At 68.1% G+C, this 22986-nt stretch carries 20 protein-coding genes; 10 read left to right on the forward strand and 10 right to left on the reverse strand.

All coding sequences use genetic code 11. The features are described from left to right. Positions 1–8: 8 nt before the first annotated feature. Both AC3DEZ_RS14835 and AC3DEZ_RS14840 read right to left on the reverse strand, forming a co-directional pair. Positions 9–1901, reverse strand: a complete 1893-nt coding sequence (locus AC3DEZ_RS14835; RefSeq protein ID WP_488388903.1) for an EAL domain-containing protein — start codon at positions 1899–1901, stop codon at positions 9–11. A gap of 81 nt (positions 1902–1982) precedes the next feature. Further along, positions 1983–2588 (reverse strand): DUF4126 domain-containing protein, encoded by a 606-nt coding sequence (locus tag AC3DEZ_RS14840; RefSeq protein WP_488388904.1) that lies wholly within the window; start codon positions 2586–2588, stop codon positions 1983–1985. A 95-nt stretch (positions 2589–2683) separates the two neighbouring features. On the opposite strand from AC3DEZ_RS14840, the gene AC3DEZ_RS14845 reads away from it, so the two are divergent. The 6 genes from AC3DEZ_RS14845 to AC3DEZ_RS14870 all read left to right on the forward strand — a co-directional run bounded on the left by AC3DEZ_RS14845 (position 2684) and on the right by AC3DEZ_RS14870 (position 7153). Continuing rightward, a complete protein-coding gene (locus AC3DEZ_RS14845) occupies positions 2684–3415 on the forward strand; it encodes a DUF6776 family protein (RefSeq protein WP_488388905.1) in 732 nt (243 codons plus the stop codon). Between the two features lie 2 nt (positions 3416–3417). After that, positions 3418–3828, forward strand: a complete 411-nt coding sequence (locus AC3DEZ_RS14850; RefSeq protein WP_488388906.1) for a bactofilin family protein — start codon at positions 3418–3420, stop codon at positions 3826–3828. A gap of 54 nt (positions 3829–3882) precedes the next feature. Further along, a complete protein-coding gene (locus AC3DEZ_RS14855) occupies positions 3883–4608 on the forward strand; it encodes a DUF6776 family protein (RefSeq protein WP_488388907.1) in 726 nt (241 codons plus the stop codon). A gap of 27 nt (positions 4609–4635) precedes the next feature. Further along, positions 4636–5016: an iron-sulfur cluster insertion protein ErpA gene (gene erpA, locus AC3DEZ_RS14860; RefSeq protein ID WP_295374527.1), complete on the forward strand. Its 381-nt coding sequence runs from the start codon at positions 4636–4638 to the stop codon at positions 5014–5016. Positions 5017–5071: 55 nt separating this feature from the next. After that, the gene (gene nudC, locus AC3DEZ_RS14865) at positions 5072–6001 is read left to right on the forward strand and encodes an NAD(+) diphosphatase (RefSeq protein WP_488388908.1); all 930 of its coding nucleotides are present in this window, start codon (positions 5072–5074) and stop codon (positions 5999–6001) included. A 258-nt stretch (positions 6002–6259) separates the two neighbouring features. Next, positions 6260–7153 (forward strand): cobalamin biosynthesis protein, encoded by an 894-nt coding sequence (locus tag AC3DEZ_RS14870; protein ID WP_488388909.1) that lies wholly within the window; start codon positions 6260–6262, stop codon positions 7151–7153. Between the two features lie 269 nt (positions 7154–7422). On the opposite strand, the gene AC3DEZ_RS14875 is transcribed toward AC3DEZ_RS14870, so the two are convergent. The 8 genes from AC3DEZ_RS14875 to AC3DEZ_RS14910 form a co-directional block, all read right to left on the reverse strand. Continuing rightward, positions 7423–7830, reverse strand: a complete 408-nt coding sequence (locus AC3DEZ_RS14875) for a DUF2752 domain-containing protein (protein WP_488389001.1) — start codon at positions 7828–7830, stop codon at positions 7423–7425. Positions 7831–7837: 7 nt separating this feature from the next. After that, positions 7838–8206, reverse strand: a complete 369-nt coding sequence (locus AC3DEZ_RS14880; RefSeq protein WP_447104526.1) for a CD225/dispanin family protein — start codon at positions 8204–8206, stop codon at positions 7838–7840. 82 nt (positions 8207–8288) lie between these two features. Beyond that, positions 8289–10208, reverse strand: coding sequence for an MFS transporter (locus tag AC3DEZ_RS14885; protein ID WP_488388910.1), 1920 nt, complete (start codon positions 10206–10208; stop codon positions 8289–8291). Positions 10209–10539: 331 nt separating this feature from the next. Further along, positions 10540–11832 (reverse strand): phosphoribosylamine--glycine ligase, encoded by a 1293-nt coding sequence (gene purD, locus AC3DEZ_RS14890; RefSeq protein WP_488388911.1) that lies wholly within the window; start codon positions 11830–11832, stop codon positions 10540–10542. A 74-nt stretch (positions 11833–11906) separates the two neighbouring features. After that, complete coding sequence (locus AC3DEZ_RS14895; protein ID WP_488388912.1) at positions 11907–12770, reverse strand: DNA-methyltransferase; 864 nt, start codon at positions 12768–12770, stop codon at positions 11907–11909. Positions 12771–12772: 2 nt separating this feature from the next. Further along, positions 12773–14356, reverse strand: coding sequence for a bifunctional phosphoribosylaminoimidazolecarboxamide formyltransferase/IMP cyclohydrolase (gene purH / locus AC3DEZ_RS14900; RefSeq protein ID WP_488388913.1), 1584 nt, complete (start codon positions 14354–14356; stop codon positions 12773–12775). 102 nt (positions 14357–14458) lie between these two features. Further along, complete coding sequence (fis, locus tag AC3DEZ_RS14905) at positions 14459–14728, reverse strand: DNA-binding transcriptional regulator Fis (RefSeq protein ID WP_141454214.1); 270 nt, start codon at positions 14726–14728, stop codon at positions 14459–14461. 130 nt (positions 14729–14858) lie between these two features. After that, positions 14859–15863, reverse strand: coding sequence for a DUF3426 domain-containing protein (locus AC3DEZ_RS14910; RefSeq protein ID WP_488388914.1), 1005 nt, complete (start codon positions 15861–15863; stop codon positions 14859–14861). Between the two features lie 87 nt (positions 15864–15950). Between AC3DEZ_RS14910 and AC3DEZ_RS14915 the strand changes: the two genes are divergently transcribed. The 4 genes from AC3DEZ_RS14915 (at position 15951) to AC3DEZ_RS14930 (ending at position 22979) form a co-directional block, all read left to right on the forward strand. Further along, entirely contained in the window at positions 15951–16526 is a 576-nt protein-coding gene (locus AC3DEZ_RS14915; RefSeq protein ID WP_488388915.1) for a GNAT family N-acetyltransferase, read from the forward strand. 257 nt (positions 16527–16783) lie between these two features. Then, positions 16784–19894, forward strand: a complete 3111-nt coding sequence (locus AC3DEZ_RS14920; protein WP_488388916.1) for a TonB-dependent receptor — start codon at positions 16784–16786, stop codon at positions 19892–19894. A gap of 185 nt (positions 19895–20079) precedes the next feature. Next, positions 20080–21153, forward strand: a complete 1074-nt coding sequence (locus AC3DEZ_RS14925; protein WP_488388917.1) for a serine hydrolase domain-containing protein — start codon at positions 20080–20082, stop codon at positions 21151–21153. A gap of 200 nt (positions 21154–21353) precedes the next feature. Then, the gene (locus AC3DEZ_RS14930; RefSeq protein WP_488389002.1) at positions 21354–22979 is read left to right on the forward strand and encodes a ShlB/FhaC/HecB family hemolysin secretion/activation protein; all 1626 of its coding nucleotides are present in this window, start codon (positions 21354–21356) and stop codon (positions 22977–22979) included. Positions 22980–22986 lie beyond the last annotated feature (7 nt).

The following is a 22986-nucleotide window of genomic DNA, read 5'->3' on the forward strand; positions in this document are numbered from 1 at the left end:
GGGCATGCCTACAGCACCGCGTTGTGGAAATCGAAGCCGAGTTCGCTGCCGACGGCCTGCACCAGATTGCCCTGGATGAAGTCGACGCCGCCCATCCACATCGCGGCGGCCGCCTGCGGATCCTCGATCTGCTGGCCAATGACCTGCAGGCCGGCGCGGTGCGCCTGGTCGATGATGCCGCGCAATTCGTCGCGCAGCTTGGGATCGGTGTGGGCGCCGGCATAGCGGCTGGCCACGCGCAGGTAACCCAGCGGCAGCTGGGTCAGCAGTGCGTCGGCCTCGCGTCCGGGTTCGAACTGGCTCAGGCAGAACTGCACGCCGCTGGGCATCAGCTGATGGCAGAAATCACGCAGGGTCACGGTGTGGATCAGGGCGTCGGCCATGCGCAGGTCGATGACCAGCGAGGTCCCTTCGATGCCGCGTTCGGCCAGCGTGTCCAGCAGCCACTGCGCATGCGATTCGCGCGCCAGCGTGCGCGGCGATTGCGAGACGAACAGGCGCAGCGAGGGGCCTTGCGACTGGCGTTCGGCCAGCACGTACAGGGCATGTTCCAGCACCCAGTGATCGATCTGGGCGATGCCGCCGGCCGATTCGGCCGCCGGAATCACCTGCGACGCGGGCAGCAGCGAACCGTCCGGCTGGCGCATCCGCAGCAGCACCTGGTACTGGGCCTGTTCACTGCCGGCCACGGCGACGATGGGCTGGTAGGCCAATTCGAAGCGGCCGTCTTCCAGCGCGATCTTCGGTACGTCCTCGGCGATCTGCGCCGGGGTGTAGCTGGCCAGGTTGTTGCCTTTCAGGCGTGCCTGCAGCACCGCGCGTTCGGTGGCTTCCAATGCGCTGCCGGCGTCGGGGAAGCCGAGCGACAGGGGCGTGTAGCCGATGGAACTGCGCAGGTTGAGGGTTTCGCCGGCGCCAATCGGGAACGGATTGCCGGTCAGCCCGTCGCGCAGGCGCTCGGCCTGCGCTTCGAGCGCGGCTTCGTCCAGGCTGGTGGCCAGCGACAGGAAGCTGTTGTCGTTGAGACGGGCCACCGGGTAGGGTGCCGCCACTTCGGCCAGGCGGCGGCCGGCCTGGTTCATCAGTTGCTCGAATGCCGCGTAGCCATAGCGTTCGCGCAGGCTCAGGGCGCTGCCCACCTCGACGAAGAACAGGCCGCCCGCGGACGCGGACTGCAGCGCGGCGCCCACCTGCTGCAACACATAGGTGCGCGTCGGCAGCCCGGTTTCCGTGTTGATGGTGGTGCGCAGGGTGGCCGGTGCGACCCGCTGGCGCGCGCGCTGGATGCGGTTGGCGACCGCGGCGATCAGGTGGCGCGGCCGGATCGGCTTGTTGAGGAAATCGTCGGCGCCGCTTTCCAGCACTTCGAACTGGCGTTCCGGATCCGGGTCGCCGGTGAGGAACACGATCGGCAGGTGGAGGTATTCGGGTTGCTGGCGGATCAGCAGGGTCAGGTTCATGCCGTCGCGCCCGGGCATGTGCAGATCCATCAGCACCAGATCCGGCTTGAACCGTTCCATCGCATCGAGAACGCCGTCGGACTGCATCTGCACTTCGGCCTGCATGCCGGCGCCGTGCAGCACGCTCTGCGCGAACAGCGCCTGGCCGCGATCGTCTTCGACGATGAGCACGCGATAGGGGCTTTCCTGCGTGTCATGGAGCCGGCCGGAGATCGTCGGCGCCCCGGTGGCGCCGGCGTCGTTGGCCGGCTCCGGCGGCGCGTCACCGGCCGCGGCCGGCGGAGAGGGTGCGGTCATCGCGGCGATACCTCCGTTCAGCGGCATCGGCGCGGACGCGTCGGCCGTCCAGCGCCGCCAGTAGCCCGGCGGCGGCGTTTCGGCCCGCAGCCGGGAGCGTGAAGGCTCATCCGGCCGGCGGGATGTGGCATCAGTGGCAGACATCAGGCTTCCCCAAGCATGTGTCGCATTATGCGATGAAGTTCACGGCCCGGGACAAGCGTCCCTGGACATACGGCCTCCGGTCTAACGGGTCGGCACATGAGGATCAGACGTACCGAGCAGCCGTTTCAGGCCACGGCTGAGGCGACGCCAGACCCACCACACCATCAGCGCCAGCAGCACCGACACGCCGACCACCAGGACCAGCGCGATCCAGGGATGGGCGAAGGCCAGCGCCAGGCCGCCCACCACCACCGCGTCCTCGGTGACCGAGGCGGTCCAGTTGCTGACCGGCTCGGGCGAGGTGTTCATCAGTGCGCGCGAACCGCTTTTCAGCACATGGCTGGTCAGGGCGATGCCGGCGCCGGCGGCCAGCGCGCCGCCGCTGAGCTGTCCGTCCGGGGAGAGCGTGGCGGCGGCCAGGAAGGCGCCCGCCGGCACCCGCGCCAGGGTCTGCAGCAGGTCCCAGCCCGAGTCCACTCCGGGAATCTTGTCGGCGAAGAATTCGGCCAGCGCGAGCGCGCCGGAGGTGCCCAGCACCCACCAGGATTGGGTGACCTGCAGGGCCGGGGGCAGATCCAGCCAGCCCAGCGCGCCGGCCAGGCCGAGACCGAACACGGTGAGATAGACGCGAATTCCGGCCATCCATGCCAACAGGATCCCAATTACGAAAAGATGTGCTTCGGACATCCCGGCGGTTCCCAGTAGACTCGACGGCCCTGTCGATTCTCCCGAGTATAGGCCTCCTGTCTGGCTGCTGCCTGAGCGCGGCCAGGGACTCGCGCATGTCCAGATCCCCCTTCCCGCGATACCAGATCGTCGAGCAGCGGCCCTCGCGCCGCGGGCTCTGGCTGGCCGTGGCGGGGCTGGCCTGGGCAGGCACGCTGGCCGGGGTCTGGTTCACGGCCAGCCATACCGCCGCGCCGCGGCTGGGGCAGGTGCGGCACGAACTGGGGCAGGTCCAGGCGCGACTCCGGCAACAGCAGGGCGAGCTGCAGCGGATCAGCCAGCGCGAAACCACCCTGGGCGTCTCCGATCGCATCAGCCGCACCGCCAATCAGGAACTGCAAGCCTCGCTGGCCGAGCGTGACGAGGAAATCGCGGGCCTGCGCGCGGACGTGGCCTTTTACGAACGCCTGGTTGGCGCCACCGCGCCACGCCGCGGACTGAGCGTGCATCTGGCCGAGTTCAACCGTGTACCGGGCGGCGCCTGGCAATACCAGATCACCCTGACCCAGACCCTCAACCGCGGCGCGATCAGCGAAGGCCGGATGCGCTTCGCCGTGGAAGGCGTGCGTGGCGGACAACTGGCCACGATTGGCTGGGATGAACTGCACCAGCAACCCGGCGTGGCCGGGCAAGCCTATTCCTTCCGCTATTTCCAGCAGCTCGACGGCAGCGTGATGCTGCCCGGCGGTTTCACCCCGCAACGGGTGAAGGTGCAGTTGAGCGGCGGGGACAACCCGGTGGAACAGGCATTCGATTGGAAACTCGCGACCTCAGCCGGAGGAAAATGATCATGTTCAAGCACAAGCCCCAGCGCGATGGCCACGCCATCGACACCCTCATCGGTCCGCAGGTCACCATCCAGGGCGATCTGGTGTTCAGTGGCGGCCTGTACGTGGAGGGACGCATCCAGGGCAAGGTGCTGGCGGTCGACGGCGAGCGCGCGGTGCTGACGCTGGCCGAGCAGGGCCGCATCGAGGGCGAGGTGCGCGCGCCGGTGGTGATCATCAACGGCCAACTGGTCGGCAACGTGTATGCGGACGACCGGGTCGAACTGGCGGCCAAGGCGCGGGTGCAGGGCAACATCCACTATCAGGTGGTGGAGATGAGTGCCGGCGCCCAGCTCACCGGCCGGCTGGTGCACGCCACCGCGCTGGCGGCGGCCGACGAACCGGCCGGGGAACTGGCGCACGCCCCGGCCTGAACCGGTTCGCCGGCATTCAGAGCTCCCTCCGGTGGGCCGCGCTATGCTCGGTCCATGAGTGAACCTTCTCTCCCTTCCCCGCCGCCGCCGCCAGCCAGCGGACGGGCGTGGTTCTATGGTGCGGTCGGCCTGCTCGCGCTGTGTCTGGCGTTCGGTGGCTGGGGCCTGTGGCAGGTCCTGGCCAGTGGCGGGCAGGCACCCGGCGCGCAGCAGTTCCAGGCCCAGAAAAAGCAGATCGAGCAACTCGAGCAGCGGGCCGCCACGCTGTCGCGCTCGGATCAGATCAGCCGCGACGCCAACCGCGATCTGCAGACCGCGCTGGCCGAGCGCGACGAGGAAATCGCCGGTCTGCGTGCCGACGTGGCTTTCTACGAGCGCTTCGTCGGCGCCACCGGCCAGCGCCGGGGCCTGACCGTGCACGAGCTCAAATTGCAGCCGCAGACCGAGCAGGCCTGGCACTTCACCGCCACCCTGACCCAGAACCTCAACCGCGGCGCGGTCAACGCCGGCCGCCTGCTGGTGTCGGTGGAGGGCACCCGCGCCGGCAAGCTGCAGCGGCTGGCCTGGTCGGATCTCCGACAGCAGGCCGACGCGCCGGGCCTGCCGTACTCGTTCAAGTACTTCCAGCAGGTCGAGGGCGACCTGGTGCTGCCGGCCGATTTCCAGCCGGTCCGGGTGACCGCGCGGCTGGTGCCGCAGAACGGTGCGGCGGTGGAACAGTCGTTCACCTGGGCGGCCGCTGCCGGCCGCGAAGGCACGGGCGCTTCCGGCTTGAAGTGAGTCCTCCCAACCCCCATCCTGATCGCCATGGACAACCTCGTTTCCCTGCCTTCGGCGGCGCCGGACTACCAGTCGCTGGATCGCCCGCTGAATTTCAGCCACGCCGCGGCCGCCAAGGTCCGCGAGCTCATCGATGAGGAAGGCAATGCCGGACTGGCGTTGCGCGTCTACATCCAGGGCGGCGGCTGTTCGGGATTCCAGTACGGTTTCGAGTTCGACGAGAACCGCGCCGAGGATGATCTGGCGGTGGACACCGATGGCGTCACCCTGCTGGTCGACCCGTTGAGCCTGCAGTACCTGATGGGTGCGGAAGTGGACTACAGCGAAAGCCTGCAGGGCGCGCAGTTCGTCATCCGCAATCCCAACGCCAAGACCACCTGCGGCTGCGGCAGCAGCTTCAGCATGTGACCATGTCCGCTGGCGTCCCGCGCACCGATCGCCCGCTTCCCGACATGCTCACCTCGTGAGCGTTCTTCCCGCATCCTCCCCGCCCGCGCTGGCCGGCTTCGCCTTCGCCGGTGATCCGCTTGATCGCGCCGATCGCCTGCGCGATGACGCCGAGGCGCTGTTCCGCCTGTGGCCACGCGCGCGGGTGATCGTGCTGACCCGCGAAGGGGAAGCGTTTGCCGATTCGGACGGACAGATCGCCGCGCCTTCCGGCGGTGAACTGGGCGGCGGTCCGGGCACCGCGGTTTTCCTTGGACTGAAGGACGACGTGGCGTGGTTCGCGGTCGAAGCGGACAGCGTGCCGTTCGAGGCTCCGCAGCGGGTGGATCTGCGCCGCGCGGCGGCCATCTGGCCGGGTTTCGAGGCGGGCGTGTTCGCACTGGCGCGGGCGATGTTCTACTGGCGTTCGCGCAATCGCTTCTGCGGACTGTGCGGCGGCGAGGTTGAGTTCCGCCGGGCCGGTTACCAGGGCCGCTGCCTGCAATGCGGGGCCGATCATTATCCGCGCGTGGATCCGGCGGTCATCGTGGCGGTCAGCGATGGCGAGCGCCTGCTGCTGGGTCGCCAGTCGGCCTGGCCGGCACGCCGCTATTCGGTCATCGCGGGTTTCGTCGAACCGGGGGAATCGCTGGAACAGACGGTGGCGCGCGAGGTGCTGGAGGAAACCGGCGTGCGCGTGCGCAGCTGCCGCTATCTCGGTTCGCAGCCGTGGCCGTTTCCCGGCGCGTTGATGCTCGGTTTCTCGGCCGAGGCCGAACCGGATATCCCGCAGGTCGACGATGAACTTGAAGATGCGCGCTGGTTCACCTTCGAGGAAATCACCGCCGCCCGCGAACGCCGGGACGGTGATGACGACCAGGGCCTGCTGCTGTCGCCGCGGATCTCGATCGCCCGCTCGCTGATCGATCACTGGCACGCCGGGATGCTTGCACGCCGCCGGCGCTGAGCGGCGCTCCAAGCATCCCGCCAGGACGGATGCGGGGATGAAAGGTTCCGGGAAACGCTGCCCTTTGCAAAAGGGGATTCCGGGGAATTCGCTTTCCGCGCCAGCGCAAATCCCCCGCCGCCCGCCGCCGCGGGTGCCAACCCCCTTCGCAAAACGCTTTTCAACCGCCGGATGGCGGGTCGGGGTCACGTGGCCGTGGCTCCCAGACCCGACATTAACGAAGCGGCACGCTAGAATCCGGGCAGGAGGAGGAACCGCATGTCCATCACCCTGGTCGCCGTGGTCGTCGCGCTGGTACTCGGGCACGTCGCGCCATCGCTGGTCACATCGGTCCGCCAGTTCCACTGGTACGGACACTGGTTGCGCTGGCTCGACGAACGTTTTCCCGGCGACGGCTTCTGGCGTGGCCGTTACGGCATCGCGCTCGCCGTGCTGCCGCCGCTGCTGCTGGTGGGCCTGTTCCAATGGGTGTTGCATGAACCGCTCCTCGGCCTGGTCGGACTGCTGTTCTCGGTCCTGGTGCTGGTGTACGCCTGGGGACCGCGCGATCTCGACGTCGATGTGGAAGCGATCATCGACGCGCATGAGCCGGTGGCGCGGCGGGATGCCATCGCCCGTCTGTGGCCAGAGGGCGAGAACGTGGCGGCCGATGGTCCGGCGCTGGTGGAGGCGGTGTTCCGCAATGCGCTGCGGCGTTGGTTCGGCGTGCTGTTCTGGTTCCTGCTGCTGGGGCCGATCGGTGCGCTGATGTACCGCCTGGTGGCGCTGACCGCCGAAGGCGAGTTCCATCGGGCGCTGCCGCACGATACCCGCGAGGGCGCGCGCGGCCTGTTGTCGGTGCTGGAATGGCCGGTCGCCCAGCTGATGACCCTGGCGATGGCGCTGGTCGGCAACTTCGATACCGTCTTCCACGCCTGGCGCGAGGCGCACGGCAACACCCTGCAACTGCGGACCGGATTCCTCGGCCACGCCGCGCGTGCGAGCGTGCGCAGCGAACTGGCGGAAGAAGCCGAGGACTACGCGGAGGAGGGCATGGTCCAGGCCATGCGCGAGCTGCCCGAACTGCGCGATGCCATGAGCCTGGTCTGGCGCATCCTGCTGGTCTGGATGGCGGTGCTGGCCGTATTCGTGATCGGTGGCTGGGTCAGCTGAGCCCGGCAGCAGCGACGCAAGTCGCGACCGTGATCCCGACCGGAAGACCGGTCGAAAAATAACCCTGTGGGAGCGACCTAAGTCGCGATATCCCGACGGCATCGGGATGACAGGACAGCGCGTGGGCTGGCCAATGGCAGCCAAGGGCAGTGCGGGCTGGAAGCTTCGCGACTTGCGTCGCTCCCACAGGTGACGCTTTCGGCCAATCCGGACCGCCGGTTGGAGTCACGGTCGCGACTGACGTCGCTCCCGCAAGAGAAGTAAACGGATCAGCCTGGGGCGAGCAGCGTGAAGGGATACCACGGCAGGTTGCGGGCGACCCAGAACGTCGGCAGCAGCACCAGCCACAGTCCTGGCTTCAATACGACGCGCATCAACGGTTCGAGCAGGCGCGGCCGCCAACCCTGCGCGTGGGCCACCAGCAGGGGCGCCAGGGGCAACAGCAGCATCGCCAGCGGGTTCATGCCGAACGCGCGGACCACGTCGCCATGCACCAGTGCGTGCAGGGCGCGGGTCATTCCACAGCCGACGCAGTAGTAGCCGGTCAGCGCATGGAACATGCAGGGCGGAAACGGATTGCCCGCGGCGTTGGGGTCGAAGTTCAGCAGCAACCAGACGCCGGCGGGGACTGCGACCGCAGCCCCCGCACCCAGCGTATAGAGTGCCGTACGCGACAGGGGCACGTCAGCCGCCCTGCTGCTGTTCCATCTGCTGGCGGAGCTGTTCCATGTACTCCATGTACGCGTCCGGACCGACCGCGATGAACCAGATGACCGAGATCGCGACCGCCAGGATCAGGATGCCCGTGGTGATCCAGTTCCACAGCTTCGCATTCTTGGAAGCACGCTTCGCGCCCTCGATGTCACCCTGGTTGAGCTTTCCGTTGACCTGGGTGGAGAACACGATGGCCACGATGCCGGTGATGATGCCCGGGAACGTCAGGCAGATCAGGCAGCACAGGATGAAGGAACCGATGGTCGACAGGATCGACCACACCAGGTAGTTGGGGATATTGCCAGGTGCGTCATGGGGCAACGGCGGAACGGCACTCATCGGAGTCTCCTTGCAGTGATGAAGCGGGGTGGTCGGGCGCTAGTCTAACGTCTGGACCCGCGATTCGTATGCGCGGAAGGGATCAGGCCGCATCACCGCGCAAACCGCGCACGGTGGATTCCAGGCTTTCGGCGGTGGCGCCGGCGCCATCCACCGGTGGGGCGGCGACCACGTCGATGTGGGCGCGGAAGCGACGGGGCACCCGCATCCGGCCCAGGCGGGTATCGCGTCGGCTCCACATGCTGCTCCACATGCCCTTCAGCGCCATCGGCACCACGGGTACCGGCCGCCGTTCCAGGATCTTCTCCACGCCCGACTTGAACGGCGCGATGTCGCCGTCGCGGGTCAGCGCGCCCTCGGGGAAGATGCCGACGATCTCGCCTTCGGCCAGGGCCTGGTCGATTTCCTCGAACGCGCGCCGCATCAGTTCCGGATCCTCCTTCGCGCCGGCGATGGGGATGGCCTTGGCGGTGCGGAAGATCCAGCTCATCACCGGGATGTTGAAGATCTTGTAGTACATGACGAAGCGCACCGGCCGCGGAATGCTGGCCGCGAGCAGCAGCGCGTCCATGTAGCTGACGTGGTTGCAGATCAGCAGCGCCGGGCCTTCGTCGGGCACGTACTTCTCGATGCCGTGCAGGCGCAGCCGGTACAGGAAACGCACCAGTACCCAGCTGAGGAAGCGCATCAGGAATTCGGGCACCAGGGTGAAGATCCAGATCGCCACCAGCGCGTTGGCGATCGCCAGCACCAGGAACACCTGCGGAATGGTCAACCCCGGCAGTGGAATGCGGAAACCGCCCAGCGCCAGTTCCTTCATCTGCAGGGCGATGCCCAGCACCGCCGCCAGCACGATGTAACCGGCGTTCTGGATGTTCATGCCGGCGATGACCCGGGCCAGTTCCTGTTTCGGCGTGCGGCTCTGGATCAAGGCGAACAGCGGTACCACGAAGAAGCCGGTGAACAGGCCGATGCCGACCAGATCGATGACGATGCGCCAGCTGCCCGGCTGCTGGAGAAATGCCGACACCGCCAGACCGGCGCTCGGGGCCACGCCGCTGCGGGCGAAGTAGAGATCCAGCAGGAACGCGCTCATGCCGAACGCGCCCAGCGGGACCAGGCCGATTTCCACGGTGCGCGCGGACAGGCGTTCGCACAGCAGCGAACCCACGCCGGTGCCGATCGAGAACAGCGCCAGCGGGAATACGTACCAGGTGCCGATGCCCAGGTTCAGATCGGCATAGGTGGGGATGTTGCCGGTCAGCACGGTGCCGAAGAACCAGAACCACGATACGCCGAGCACCGAGTTGCGCACCGCGACCTGCTTCTTGGCCAGGCGCAGCACCGCGCGCGACTCGGTGAGCGGGTTCCAGTTGATCTTCAGTTCCGGCGCGCCCGCGTCGGCCTTTGGAATCAGACGGCTGACCAGGTTGCCGGTGATGGCGAGCAGGATGATGGCGATGGCGGCCACGGTCGGCCCATGGCTGCCGGCCAGGTTGAAGATCAGTCCGCCGAAGATCATGCCGATCAGGATGGACAGCGAGGTGCCCATCTCGACCAGGCCGTTGCCGCCGGTCAATTCCTCGGGCTTCAGCACCGAGGGCAGGATGGAGTACTTCACCGGGCCGAACAGGGTCGATTGAAGGCCGGTGCAGAACAGCGCGGTCAGCAGGACGATGAGGTCCTGGGTGAGGAAGCCGATCGCGGCCAGCGACATGATGACGATTTCCATCGTCGTCGTGATCCGGATGAGTTTCGATTTCTCCAGCTTCTCCGCGATCTGGCCGGCGGTGGCCGAGAACAGGAAGTAGGGCAGGATGAAGATCGCCGGCGCCAGGTTGGTGTACAGCGTCTTGTCCTGCGCACTGACGCTCATGAAGCCCAGCAGGCCGATGATGGCCTGGCGGTAGACGTTGTCGTTGAAGGCACCCAGCGACTGGACCAGGAAGAACGGCAGGAAGCGCCGCTGGCTCAACAAGGCGAACTGGCTGTGGCTGGACATGCGCCCTCCGTGGGTTGCCGCGCAGCCTAGCAGAACGATGGGGGCATCCGGTTTACCGGGGGCGGCTTTCCGAGGGGGCTTTGGAGAGGGGTCTTCAGGCACCCCGCGCAAATCCCCCGTCACCCGCCGCGCGGGTGCCCGCCCCCTTTGAAAAGGAGGCTATCAAAGCTCGCTGTTGTATCTGCCCTGAGCGACTGTAATCTGCTGTTGCCTCCCCCTTGACCCGCCATTCGGCGGTTGAGAAGCGCTTGAGGAGGATCTGCTCCGCTGCTTTCCTGTGTGCAGGAAGGGCGCCAGCCGTCAGACATTCCAGAGCCGGGCAAGCTCGGCTCTACGCGTTCGCTTTTTCCCGCGCGATCGCGCGCCAGCCGATATCGCCGCGATGGAATTCGCCATCCCAGCCGATGCGTTCGACCGCGGCATAGGCATTGCGCTGCGCTTCGCCGACGCTGTCGCCGAGCGCGGCCACGCACAGCACGCGGCCGCCGCCGGTGAGCACTTCGCCGTCGTTGCCGGCGCGGGTGCCGGCGTGGAAGACCTTGGCCGGGCCGAGATCCGCATCCAGGCCGCGGATGGCGTCGCCGGTTTTCGGCGTCTCCGGATAATTCGCCGCGGCCATCACCACGCCCAGCGAAGGGCGCTCGTCCCAGTCGGCCCGGGTGGCGTCCAGGCGACCGTCGATGGCCGCTTCCACCAGATCCACCAGATCCGAGCGCAGGCGCAGCATCACCGGTTGGGTTTCCGGATCGCCGAAGCGCACGTTGAACTCGATCACCTTGGGCGCGCCGCTGCCATCGATCATCAGGCCGGCATAAAGGAAGCCGGTAAACGGCACGCCGTCGGCGATCATGCCCCGCACGGTCGGATTGACCACTTCGCGCATCACCCGCGCGTGCACTTCGGGAGTGACGACCGGCGCCGGCGAGTACGCGCCCATGCCGCCGGTGTTGGGGCCGGTGTCGCCGTCACCGACGCGCTTGTGATCCTGCGAGGTCGCCATCGGCAGCGCGGTGCGGCCGTCGACCATGCTGATGAAGCTGGCTTCCTCGCCATCGAGGAATTCCTCCACCACCACCCGCGCGCCGGCCGCGCCGAACGCGTTGCCGGCCAGCATGTCCTGGATGGCGGCCTCGGCTTCGGCCAGGGTCATCGCCACGATCACGCCCTTGCCCGCGGCCAGGCCATCGGCCTTGATCACGATCGGCGCGCCTTTCTCGCGCACGTAGGCCAGCGCCGGCGCCGTTTCGGTGAACACCGCGTAGTGCGCGGTGGGAATGCCGTGGCGGGCGAGGAAATCCTTGGCGAACGCCTTGCTGCCTTCCAACTGCGCGGCGGCGGCGGTGGGTCCGAAGATGCGCAGGCCCTCGTCGCGGAAACGATCCACCACACCGGCCACCAGCGGTGCCTCCGGACCCACCACGGTCAGCGCCACGTCTTCCTGCCGGACCAGTTCCACCAGGCGATCGATTTCGGTCGCGCCGACGGCGATGTTGCGGCACTTGCCTTCGCGCGCGGTGCCCGCGTTGCCGGGAGCGACCAGCACTTCGGTGACACGCGGCGACTGCGCGATCTTCCAGGCCAGCGCGTGTTCGCGGCCGCCGGAACCGATGACGAGGATCTTCATGGTTGTCTACTCCGAAAAGGATGTGGACCCGCGACGCGGATCAAGGGAAAGAAGGAACAGGATTCGCGGCGCGCTCAGGCTTCGGCCCCGAGCCGTGCGGCGGTCAGCCTGGCGTAGGCCGGATCCAGCTCGCTGCCGACATAGCGTCGGCCACTGCGCAGCGCCGCCACACCGGTGGTGCCGGAACCGTTGAAGGGATCGAAGATGCGATCGCCCGGATCGGTCGAAGCCTCGATGCAGCGCAGCAGCAGCTCCACCGGCTTCTGGGTGGGATGGCGGCCGTGGCTCTTCTCGGCCTTGGCCGGCGCGGACAGGCGCCATACCGATTTCATCTGCCGGTCGCCGTTCTCGGCCTTCATCTTCCGGTAGTGGAAGCGGTGCTTGCTCTTCTCCGTCTTCGCCGCCCAGATCAAGGTCTCGGTGGAGTGGGTGAAGGTGCGGCAGGCCAGATTGGGCGGCGGGTTGGGCTTTTCCCAGATGATGTCGTTGAGCAGCTTCATGCCCAGCTGCTGCATGGCGAAGCCCACCGAATGGATCACGTGATGGGTGCCGGACACCCACAGGGTGCCGTCGGGTTTCAGCGCGGCCTGGCAGCGCTGCAGCCAGGCCAGGTTGAACTCATGGTTGTACGCCGGGCCCTGGCTGCGATCCCAGTCGCCCTTGTCGACCTTGACCATTTTTCCACCATGGCAGGTGACGCCGCCGTTGGAGAGGAAATACGGCGGGTCGGCGAAGATCATGTCGAAGAAGCCATCCGGATGGCGTTCGATGATCCGATCCAGCAGTTCCAGGCAGTTGGCGCGGTACAGCAGCGCATGGCCGTCGGCGTCGGCCCAGGCCAGGCGGTTGGGCGAGGTCGCGGTCGCGGCCAGCGCCCCAAGCCCCAGCGCGTCGGCCAAGGCGTGGGAAGCGGCGGCGGGCTGCGCGCGGGCCGGCACGATCAGTGCCGGAAGTGGCGCACGCCCGTGAACACCATGGCCAGGCCATGTTCGTCGGCGGCGGCGATGACCTCGCTGTCGCGCATCGAACCGCCCGGTTGGATCACCGCCTTGATGCCGGCTTCGGCGGCGGCGTCGATGCCGTCGCGGAACGGGAAGAACGCATCCGAGGCCATCACCGAGCCTTCCACCTGCAGGTTCGCGTCGGCGGCCTTGATGCCGGCGATGCGCGCCGAGTACACCCGGCTCATCTGGCCCGCGCCGACGCCGATCGTGCGGTTGTCCCTGGCGTAGACGATTGCGTTGGACTTGACGTACTTGGCCACCCGCCAGGCGAACAGCAGATCGCGCAGCTCGGCCTCGGTCGGCGCGCGCTGGCTGACCACCTTCAGTTCGTCCGCGCTCATGCCGCGGTTGTCGGATGATTGCAGCAGCAGGCCGGAGCCGATGCGCTTGCTGTCGTAGTTGTTGAGGCCGGCGCCCAGCGGGATGCGCAGCACCCGCACGTTGGCCTTCTTCCTGGCGTAGTCCAGCGCGCCTTCCTCGTAGTCCGGCGCGATCAGCACTTCGACGAACTGGCGATCCAGGATGACCTTGGCGGTGGCCGCGTCGAGGGTGCGATTGAAGGCGATGATGCCGCCGAACGCGCTGGTGGGATCGGTGGCGTAGGCCAATTCGTAGGCGTCGCCGCAGGCCACGCCGACCGCCACCCCGCAGGGATTGGCGTGCTTGACGATCACGCAGGCCGGGGCGTCGAACTGGCGCACGCATTCCCACGCCGAATCGGCGTCGGCCAGGTTGTTGAAGCTCAGCTCCTTGCCCTGCAACTGCTGGAAGGTCGCCAGGGTGCCCGGCACCGGGCCCAGATCGCGGTAGAACGCACCGGATTGGTGCGGGTTCTCGCCGTAGCGCAGGTCCATCACCTTCACGAAGGTGGAATTCATCTGCGCCGGGAACTCGCTGCGCGCCGGCACCACCGCCGACGCGTCGGTGACCGCGGACAGGTAATTGCTGATCGCCGCGTCGTACTGCGCCACGCGGTTGAACGCGGCCACCGACAGGGCGAAACGGGTGCGCGCGGACAGGGCGCCATCGTGTTCAGCCAGCTCGCGCGCCAGCTCGGCGTACTGCGCCGGATCGGTGGCGACCGCGACGTGGGCGAAATTCTTGGCCGCCGCGCGCAGCATCGCCGGGCCGCCGATGTCGATGTTCTCCACCGCGTCGTCCAGGGTGCAGTCGGCGCGCGCGGTGATCTTCTCGAACGGATAGAGGTTGAGCACCAGCAGGTCGATGGCGCCGATGCCGTGCTGCGCCATCACTTCGTCGTCGGTGCCGCGACGGCCCAGCAGGCCGCCATGGACCTTGGGATGCAGGGTCTTGACGCGGCCGTCCATGATTTCGGGAAAGCCGGTGACGTCGGAGACATCGCGGACGGCCAGGCCGGCGTCACGCAGCGCCTTGGCGGTGCCGCCGGTGGACAGCAATTCCACGTTCTGCGCGGCCAGGGCCTGCGCCAGTTCGATGAGGCCGGTCTTGTCGGAAACGGAAAGCAGCGCCCGGCGGACGGGCAGACGTTGGTCGGTCATGGGGAGATGCGGCGGGAGGACCGCGGAATTATAGCCTCCCGGGCGGGTCGCTTCCCCCGTGGACGGGGAGGATCAGGCCGGAACCGGCGTGATCGGGCGCGATCAGGCGAGCCCGTAGTCCTTCAGTTTCTTGCGCAGGGTGGCGCGGTGGATGCCGAGCAGGGCGGCGGCGCGGCTCTGGTTGCCCTCGCAATGGTTCAGGACTTCCACGAACAGGGGAATCTCCATCTCCCGCAGGACGATCTCGTACACATCGTCCGCATCGCAGCCGTCCAGATCACGCAGGTAGCGGCGTACCGACTGGGCGACATGCTCGCGCAGCGGCGGACGGGGCGAACGTGGATTGTCTTGGCGGGTGGAAGCAGCGTTCACACGGGTTCCCGGAAGCTGAGGACATAGCGCCCGCCTTGTGTTTGTGTTTTACGGCGGGGGAGGGAGTCTAGCGCCAGTCGTGCGTCCGTGCACCCCGTTCGTCGCTGGCGTCGCCGGCGGGAGGACGCGATCAGCGGAAGTCGAAGGAAAACGCGACCACATCGGCGCTTGGCTCGCGGACCCGCACCGCCACCTGGGCGCTCTGCCCGGGACCGAGGGTCGCGACGGCGGCGCTGTCCCGCGGCAGGTATTCCGCCGGACGCACCGCGCGTGCGCCCAGGGTGCGGCCGTCGGCGTCCCGCAGGGTGAGCATGAGGACCGGCCAGGGTTGCGACCAGCGCGCATCGTTGCGGAAGGTCGCCCGCGCCAGCAGCACGCCGGGCGCGCCGGGCACCGGACGCACGTCGCGATCCAGCATCGCGAACGCCTGCGGCTCACGCCACGGCGGCAGCGAACAGCCGAGCACGTTGCACAACGACGCCAAGGCCGGACGCCAGGCGGCATCGCCGGCCAGGCGCGCGCGATCGGCCAGCAGCACCTGCAACACCAGCGCCACCGCCAGCACGAGCAACGTGGCCCATTGCCAGCGCGGCGTGCGCGTCGATGATGCCGGCGCATGCGCGGAGCGGTGCAGGAAGCTGGGACCACGCGCGGCGCTCCGTTCGGGCGTGGCGGCGGATGGCGTGACGGGCGAAGTGACAGGCGATGTGACCGGCGACGGGGCCCCGGCGGGCGCCGGGTCGGTGATCGCAGCGGCCAGGGACGCGGAAGCGGCCGCGGGTGCTTCCACGGCGACGACGGTGTCCGTGTCTTCCGCTACCGGGGTTTCGTCGGCGGACGCGGGCGATTCAACCGCCTCGGGTTCAATCGACGCGGCACCGGTCGCGATCGCTTCGGCCTGCGGGGGCGCGTCGGGTTCGGCTTCGACCGGAGCCTCATCGCGGCGCAGCAGGCGTGCGAGGCTGGGACCGCCGTCGCCGCTGTCCGCGTCGCGCGTCGCGGCGATCGGTGGTCCGCCGTCCCGCGCGTCGCCGTCGCCGAGGACGCCGCCGCAGCGCGGGCAATGCGCGGGCGCGCTGCGGCCGCGCGGGTCGGTCGCCACCAGGTAGCGGCAGTGGGGGCAGGCGATGAACATGCGGCCTATTCAAGCATGCGCGCCAGGACACGCAAAGCGGGCGCCCGCGCATGCTTCAATCGGTATCCCCCGTACGGAGCTGGCCGAATGCTGACCCTTACCCGCGCCCTGGCGCACCAGCGGCGGGCGGCGGCGCGACTGCGGGATGGTTTCATGGTGGAGAGCGAACTCCAGCCCCGCATCGACGCGGGCGCGCTGGCGCTGGAGGAAGTGCCGGTCGCGGCGTATCCCAAACGCTACTCCGGCGATGGCGGATCCGGGGCGGCGCGAATCGCGTCCCCCGACGCGGAGCGGGAGCCGGATGCGGATTCGGATTCGGAGCGGGACACCGATGCGTACATCGCCCATTGGCAGGACGAACTGGCGGGATTGATCGAACTGTCCGTGGCCTGGAACGGATACGCGCGGGTGGACAATCTGGTGGTCGATACGGCGTTCCGGCGGCGCGGCATCGCCCGCGCGCTGTTGCGGCAGGCGTTCCACTGGTGCCGCGAGCGGAATCTGCCGGGCGTGATGCTGGAAACCCAGAACAACAATGTCGCCGCCTGCCGGCTGTACGCGCAGTGCGGATTCCGCCTGGGTGGTTTTGATCGCGATCTCTACCGCGGCCTGGATCCGCTCACCCGCGAGATCGCGCTGTTCTGGTACTGGCGTCCGGACTGAAGGCGAAACCAAAAGCGGAATCGCACGGACATCGCGGTGCATGCGCGTGTCCCCGCATGCGCGCCGCGATCGCCGCGCTGACATATCACTTCACCGCGCACACGCCGACGCACGACGCGGCGTGACTTGTGCGCGCACGGAAGTGAGCCCGCTAACTTTGAATTCCGAAACGTCAGTTTCGGTTACGGTCAGTGATACTGTCGATGCTCGCCCGCGACGGATACGCGTCGCGTCAACGCTTCCAGGGGAGAGCACGCATGACCGCAACACGCCCGGGCCGCCGACCCGGTTCCACATCCTTCCGCCATGCCCGCCTGTGCGTGGCCATGGCCTGCTGTCTGGCCTCGGCCGCGAACGCGCAGTCGGTGACCGGCAGCATCTTCGGCCAGGCGCCCGCCGCGCCCGGCACGCAGATCGTGATCCGCAATCTCGACACCGGCGCCACCCGCACCGCCGGTGTCGATGCCAAGGGACGCTATCGCCTCTCGGATCTGCCCGATGGCCGCTATCAGGTGACCGTGCAGCGCGATGGCGCGGTGATCGGCACGCGCGACGAGGTGCGGGTCAACATCGCCGGCGGCACCGAAGTCTCTTTCACCGATGCGGTGCAGGAACTCGATCGCGTCGAAGTGCGCGGCGCCTCGGTGGCGCCGGTGGACATTTCGCAGATGGACACCCGCACGGTATTCACCGCCGAACAGCTGGCGCAGTTGCCGATTCCGCGCAGCGTGAGCGAGGCCGCGCTGCTCGCGCCGGGCGTGGTGCGCAACAGCAGCTACACCGAGGCGCCCAGCTTCGGCGGTTCGGCTTCCTCGGAGAACGCCTACTACATCAACGGTTATCCGGTCACCAATCCGCTGACCTCGCTGGGCCTCACCAGCCTGCCGTTCGACGCGATCGCCCAGCAGCAGGTCCTGACCGGAGGCTACGGCGCGGAATTCGGACGTTCCACCGGCGGCGTGATCAACCTCGTCACCAAGCGCGGCGGCAACGAATGGAAGGGCGGCGTCTACACGATCTGGTCGCCCACCGGGCTGCGCGAGCGTCCGCGCGATCAGAAGTACCCCGATACCGGCCACTTCGGCGCGGATCATCCGGATCCGACCCGACGCACCGACGGCACCCTGTACCAGCGCCGGCGCGACAACCGGTCCTGGCAGACCACCGCGGGCGGGTGGGTCAGCGGCCCGCTGGTGAAGGATCACCTGTTTCTGTACGCGGATGTCGAAAGCACCCGGACCGAGGGCCAGTCGGTCCGGACCACCCGCACCGCCACCGCCGCCAGCCAGCGCACCGGATGGAACCAGTACCGCTACGATCAGCCCCGCTGGGCGGTGAAGCTGGACTGGAACATCACCGACAACCACCTGCTGGAATTCACCGGCATATCGGACGTGGACAAGCGGGATTCGGACTACTACACCTACGACTACGCCACTTTCAGCCATGGCGACAAGCAGAACGGCGGTCTCGAATTCAAGGACGACGCCAGACTGTACGTCGGGCGTTATACCGGCTATCTGACCGACGATCTGACCGTGTCCGCGTTGTACGGCCGGCAGAAGATCGAGCACGTCCGCACGCCGTTCGACTACAAGCCCGACTGTCCCTACATCAGCGCGGGCGCCTCGGCGCGTGTTCCCGGCCTGGACTATCCCAGCTGCCAGACCTCGTCGGCCTACCAGCGCGTGCCGGGGGAATTCGACGAGACCCGTGGCTGGCGCCTGGACGTGGGCTACCGCATCGGCAATCACGAGCTGCGCGCGGGATACGACCGGATGGACGCGGAGTCCCTGGTGGGCTACCGCTATCCCGGCGGACATGGCTGGTTCTACCAGCGCGCGACCAATCCGGACAGCGCGGTGGATCCCTCCCAGGGCGTGATCGGGTCACCGGCGCAGGCGGGAGGCTTCGGTACCCAGGGCTACTACGCGTATCGCCTGTTCTACACCCAGCTGGCACGACCGAAGGTCGAGCAATCGGCGCAGTTCATCGAGGATCGCTGGCAGATCACCGATCGCTGGCTGCTGTCGCTCGGCCTGCGCAACGAGCAGTTCAGCAACTACACCGGCAGCGGCGAGAAATACGTCAGCCAGCGCAACCAGTGGGCGCCGCGCCTTGGCGCGAGCTGGGACGTGCATGGGGATTCCTCGCTCAAGCTGTTCGCCAACGCCGGCCGCTATCACCTGGCGCTGCCCAACAACGTCGCCGTGCGCGCGGCTTCCGGATCGTTGTACACGCTGGAATACTTCACCTACACCGGCGTCGATCCGGTCACCGGCGCGCCGACCGGGCTGAATCCGATCACGGTGGATCCCGCGTCGAAGAACCGCTGCCCGGGCGGCAACGCGGTGTCGTCGAATCTGGAATGCGGCAATGCGCCGGATCCGCGCACGGTCGCCGCCGTGGACCTGAAGTCGCACTACCAGGACGAATACATCGTCGGCCTGGAACAGGCGCTGGGATCGGGCGCCAGCTGGGGCGCCAAGCTGACGTACCGGGATCTGCGCAGCGCGATCGACGATACCTGCACGCCGGTGCTCGATGGCGGCTGCTTCCTGTTCAATCCCGGCGTCGGCAACACCTTCTGGAAGAAGCAGGCCGACGGCAGCTTCCGTCAGGTCCACTACAGCGCGGAGCAGCTCGGCCTTCCGAAGCTGAAGCGGCGCTACTACGCCCTGGACCTGTTCGCCCAGCGCAGCGGCGAGAACTTCTTCGGCAAAGTCGAGTACACGCTCTCGCGCAACTATGGCAACACCGAGGGCCAGCTCGCCTCGGACCTGGACATCGGCGGCGGCGGCCAGAGCGATGTCTCCACCACCCAGGATTGGGATCTGCCGCAGTTGATGGCCGGTGCGAACGGCGTGCTGCCGAACCATCGCGCGCACCAGCTGAAGGCATTCGGCAGCTACCGGCTGACGCCGGAATGGCGTGTGGGCGGCAGCGCCAGCCTGGCCTCCGGTCGCCCGCGCAACTGCACCAGCATGTACCCCACGCCGGACAACGGGCTCTACAACAGTTCGGTGTACTGGTACTGCGGCCTGCCGGGCAGTGGAACCGCGCCGGGCAGCCAGGGATACGTCCCGCCCTCCGCGGACTACGCGGCCTCGCCGCGCGGTTCGCATGGCCGCGCGCCGTGGATCTTCCAGATGAACTTCAATGTCGCCTACACGCCGCAATGGGCCGCGGGACTGACGTTGCAGGCGGATCTGATCAACGCCTTCAACCAGCAGACGCCGCAGAGCTTCAATCCCCGCTACGCGGAACGTCCCTTCCGTGGCGAAGCCGACTACAACCCCCTGTACGGACAGGCCCTGAGTCATTCGTCGCCGCGATATCTCCGCCTCACCGCCCGCTACGACTTCTGAGGCCGGCCCGGCGCATCCCGACAACCATAAGAAAGCCATGCTCTCTCTCGCTGCCCGGCGTTCCACGCCGGGCTTTTTTTCGCGCGGCATGCCGGAAGCGTCCGGGACTTCTGGCCGATGCCGGCCCGCGGCGCGCCTGCCTAGAGTGGCCGCATCGAGGGCGACAAGGCGGACGGGGAGCGGTGATGACGTTTCGACTGGCCGGAGTGCTGTTGCTGGGAGGTGGGCTGCTGGCCGCCGCGCTGCCGGAATCCGCGCGGGCCGGCGAGTGCCCCGCCGTGTTCGCGCAGAAAGAGACGCGCGTGCCCGGCGCCGTGATCGTGTCCTTCGAGGACACGCGGATGGAGGTGGTCCGTTGTGGTGAAGCCGACCTGGCGCGCAAGCGTCCGATGTCGCCCGACACGGTGTTCCAGGCCGCCTCGCTCAGCAAGCCGGTTACCACGCTGATCGCGCTGGCGCTCGTCGATGAAGGAAAACTGGATCTGGATCGTCCGCTGACCGACTACCTGGACGCGCCCTACCGGCACGATCAGGCGTTGCTGAGCGGACAGCCGGTGTGGGATACCGTCGACGACCCGCGCCTGCGCAAGGTCACCGCGCGACAGGTACTCAGCCATCGCAGCGGGCTGCCCAACTGGGCCTTTGGCGAGCCGCTGCGGTTCGCGGTCGAACCGGGCACGGAATGGAAGTATTCGGGAGAAGGGTTCTCGTTGCTGGCGACGGTGCTGGAACACATCTCGGGTGAGTCGTTGCAGGCGCTGGCGATGGAGCGGGTGTTCACCCCGCTGGGCATGCGCGACAGCAGCTACGTCTGGCGCGACGCATACGCCGAACGCATCGCCACGGGCTACGACGCCGAGGGCAAGCCGCTCGACACGATGCGTTTCCGCCGTCCCATCGCCGCGGCCTCGCTGTACACCACGCCGGCCGACTATGCGCGCTTCGTGCAGGCGTTGCTGCTGGCCGCGCCCGACTCGGCGCGGGCGCGATTGCGCGAACGCCAGGTCCAGGTGGATGCCGACTACGCGCTGGGCTGGGGCCTGGGCGTGGGCCTGGAAGAACACGAACAGGGCGACTGCCTGTTCCATCACGGGATCAACAACGGCTTCCAGTCGTTCTTCATGGCCTGCCCGGCGCAACGACGCGGCGTGCTCTGGTTCACCAACAGCGACAACGGCCTGTCGCTGGCGTCGGAGCTGCTGGAGACCACGCTGCCGGGCCCGCATCCGGTGCTGGGCTGGCCCGTGCTGCATCCCTGAGCGCGGGAATCCGCGCCGGCGCGCGGAGCGCCGGTTCCCGGGCGGGACCGGGCCCTACCTGATTTCGGGGATGCCCCTCCCCGGGTCGCCACGCTACCGTCGGCGCAGAGCCACGCCGTCGCATGTCGTCCACGGCGGCCACAGGGGATTCGATGTTGAAAGCCAAACCCGCCGTTTCCGCACTGGCGGCAGCGTTGTCCATGCTCGTCACCGCGTCCGCGTCCGCGATCGAGCCCGCCGCGCCGCCGCCCGCCGCCGCCCCGACGACGCCTCCGGCCACCCTCGCGGTGCAGGCCGTGAAGGTGGAAGGCGTCAGTCCGCACCCGGATGCGGGCATCACGCCCGAAAGCATCCAGGCGCTGGCGGACCGCGAACTGGATCGCCACCGGCCCGCGCCGGGCGAGCCGGCGATGCTGAGCCTCGACCAGTTGCGCCGGATCGCCCAGGCGCTGACCACCGCCTATCGCGACGCCGGCTATCCGGTGTCCACCACCGTGGTGCCGGTGCAGCAGGTGGGCAACGACCGGGTCGTGCGACTGCAGGTGATCGAGGGACGCATCGGCAAAGTGATCGTGCAGGGCGACAGCCGCTACGCCCCGGATCTGCTCGCCGAACCGGCGCGCGGCCTGGCCGGTGGCATCCTGCGCGTCCAGGATCTGGAACGCGCGGTGTTGTACGCACGCGACCTGCCCGGCGTATCGGTATCGTCGGTGCTGGTGCCGGGCGAGCATCCGGGCGAGACCGACGTCATCCTGCAGGCCAGCGATACCCGTCGTCCGCTGGTGGTCGGCGCGGGCGTGAACAATCATGGTACGGATCAGACTGGCCGTGGCCGCGCATCGGTGGATCTGAGCTGGAGCAATCCACTGGGTCGGGGCGATGTGCTGGCGGCCAGTTATACCTACGCCTTCGATCCGGCGCAGAGCCGGCTGTGGGCATTTTCGTACAGCCTGCCGGTGGCGCCGGTGCCGGGCCTGTCGGTGATCGCGGGCGCCAACCGGGGCGAACTGGAAATCCGCAACGGCGCGCTGGCCGCGCTGGGCCTGAGCGGGCCGTCCTCGCAGCGCTACGTGGGGGGCGACTGGAAATTCGTCAACCGCCTGCGGGTACAGGCGGCCGCGTCGTTGCGCTACGTGCGCGAGACTTCGCGGTTCGACGCGCTGGGCTTCACCTTGTCGGATCAGGAATTCGACGTGGTGGAACTCGGGATCTCGGCGCGCCGGATCGATCGGAGCGGTGGCGGCATCGGCTTCCTGCAGGTCAGCGCGCGGCAGGCGGTGCGTGACCGGTCGGTGTATCCGGATTACATCAGCATGCGTCACGAGGATGACTTCCTGCTCGGACGGTTCGACGCGCTGCGGTTGCAGCCGCTGACGCCCGGCCAGCGCATGATGCTGCGCCTGTCCGGCCAGTACACCCGCGATGCGCTGCCGCCGATGGAGCAGTTCGGGGTGGGCGGTGCGGCCAGCGTGCGCGCCTTTCCGCTGAACGACGCGATGGGCGACCGGGGGTATCTGGCGTCGGTGGAGTACCAGGTGGATGCGCCCGGCTTCGCGGAACGGACGTCGCCCTTCGCCGGTCGCCGCTGGGGCGAGTTGCTGACCTTCAAGCTGTTCGCCGACCAGGGACGCACCTATGCGGCAGGCGCCAATCGCGGCGTGCTGCCAGGCCAGCGCCTGGATGGCGTGGGTGTGGGAATGGGTTTCCGCCTGCCGCAATTCCATGACCTGCAATTCGAACTGAGCGCCGCGACCCCGACCGGCCGCCGTGACGCATCCGACGGCGACGACGTGCGCCTGTTCGCGCGTCTTGGCATGACTTTCTGAGGAACCG

The sequence above is a fragment of the Pseudoxanthomonas sp. 134C1 genome, assembly GCF_057773065.1.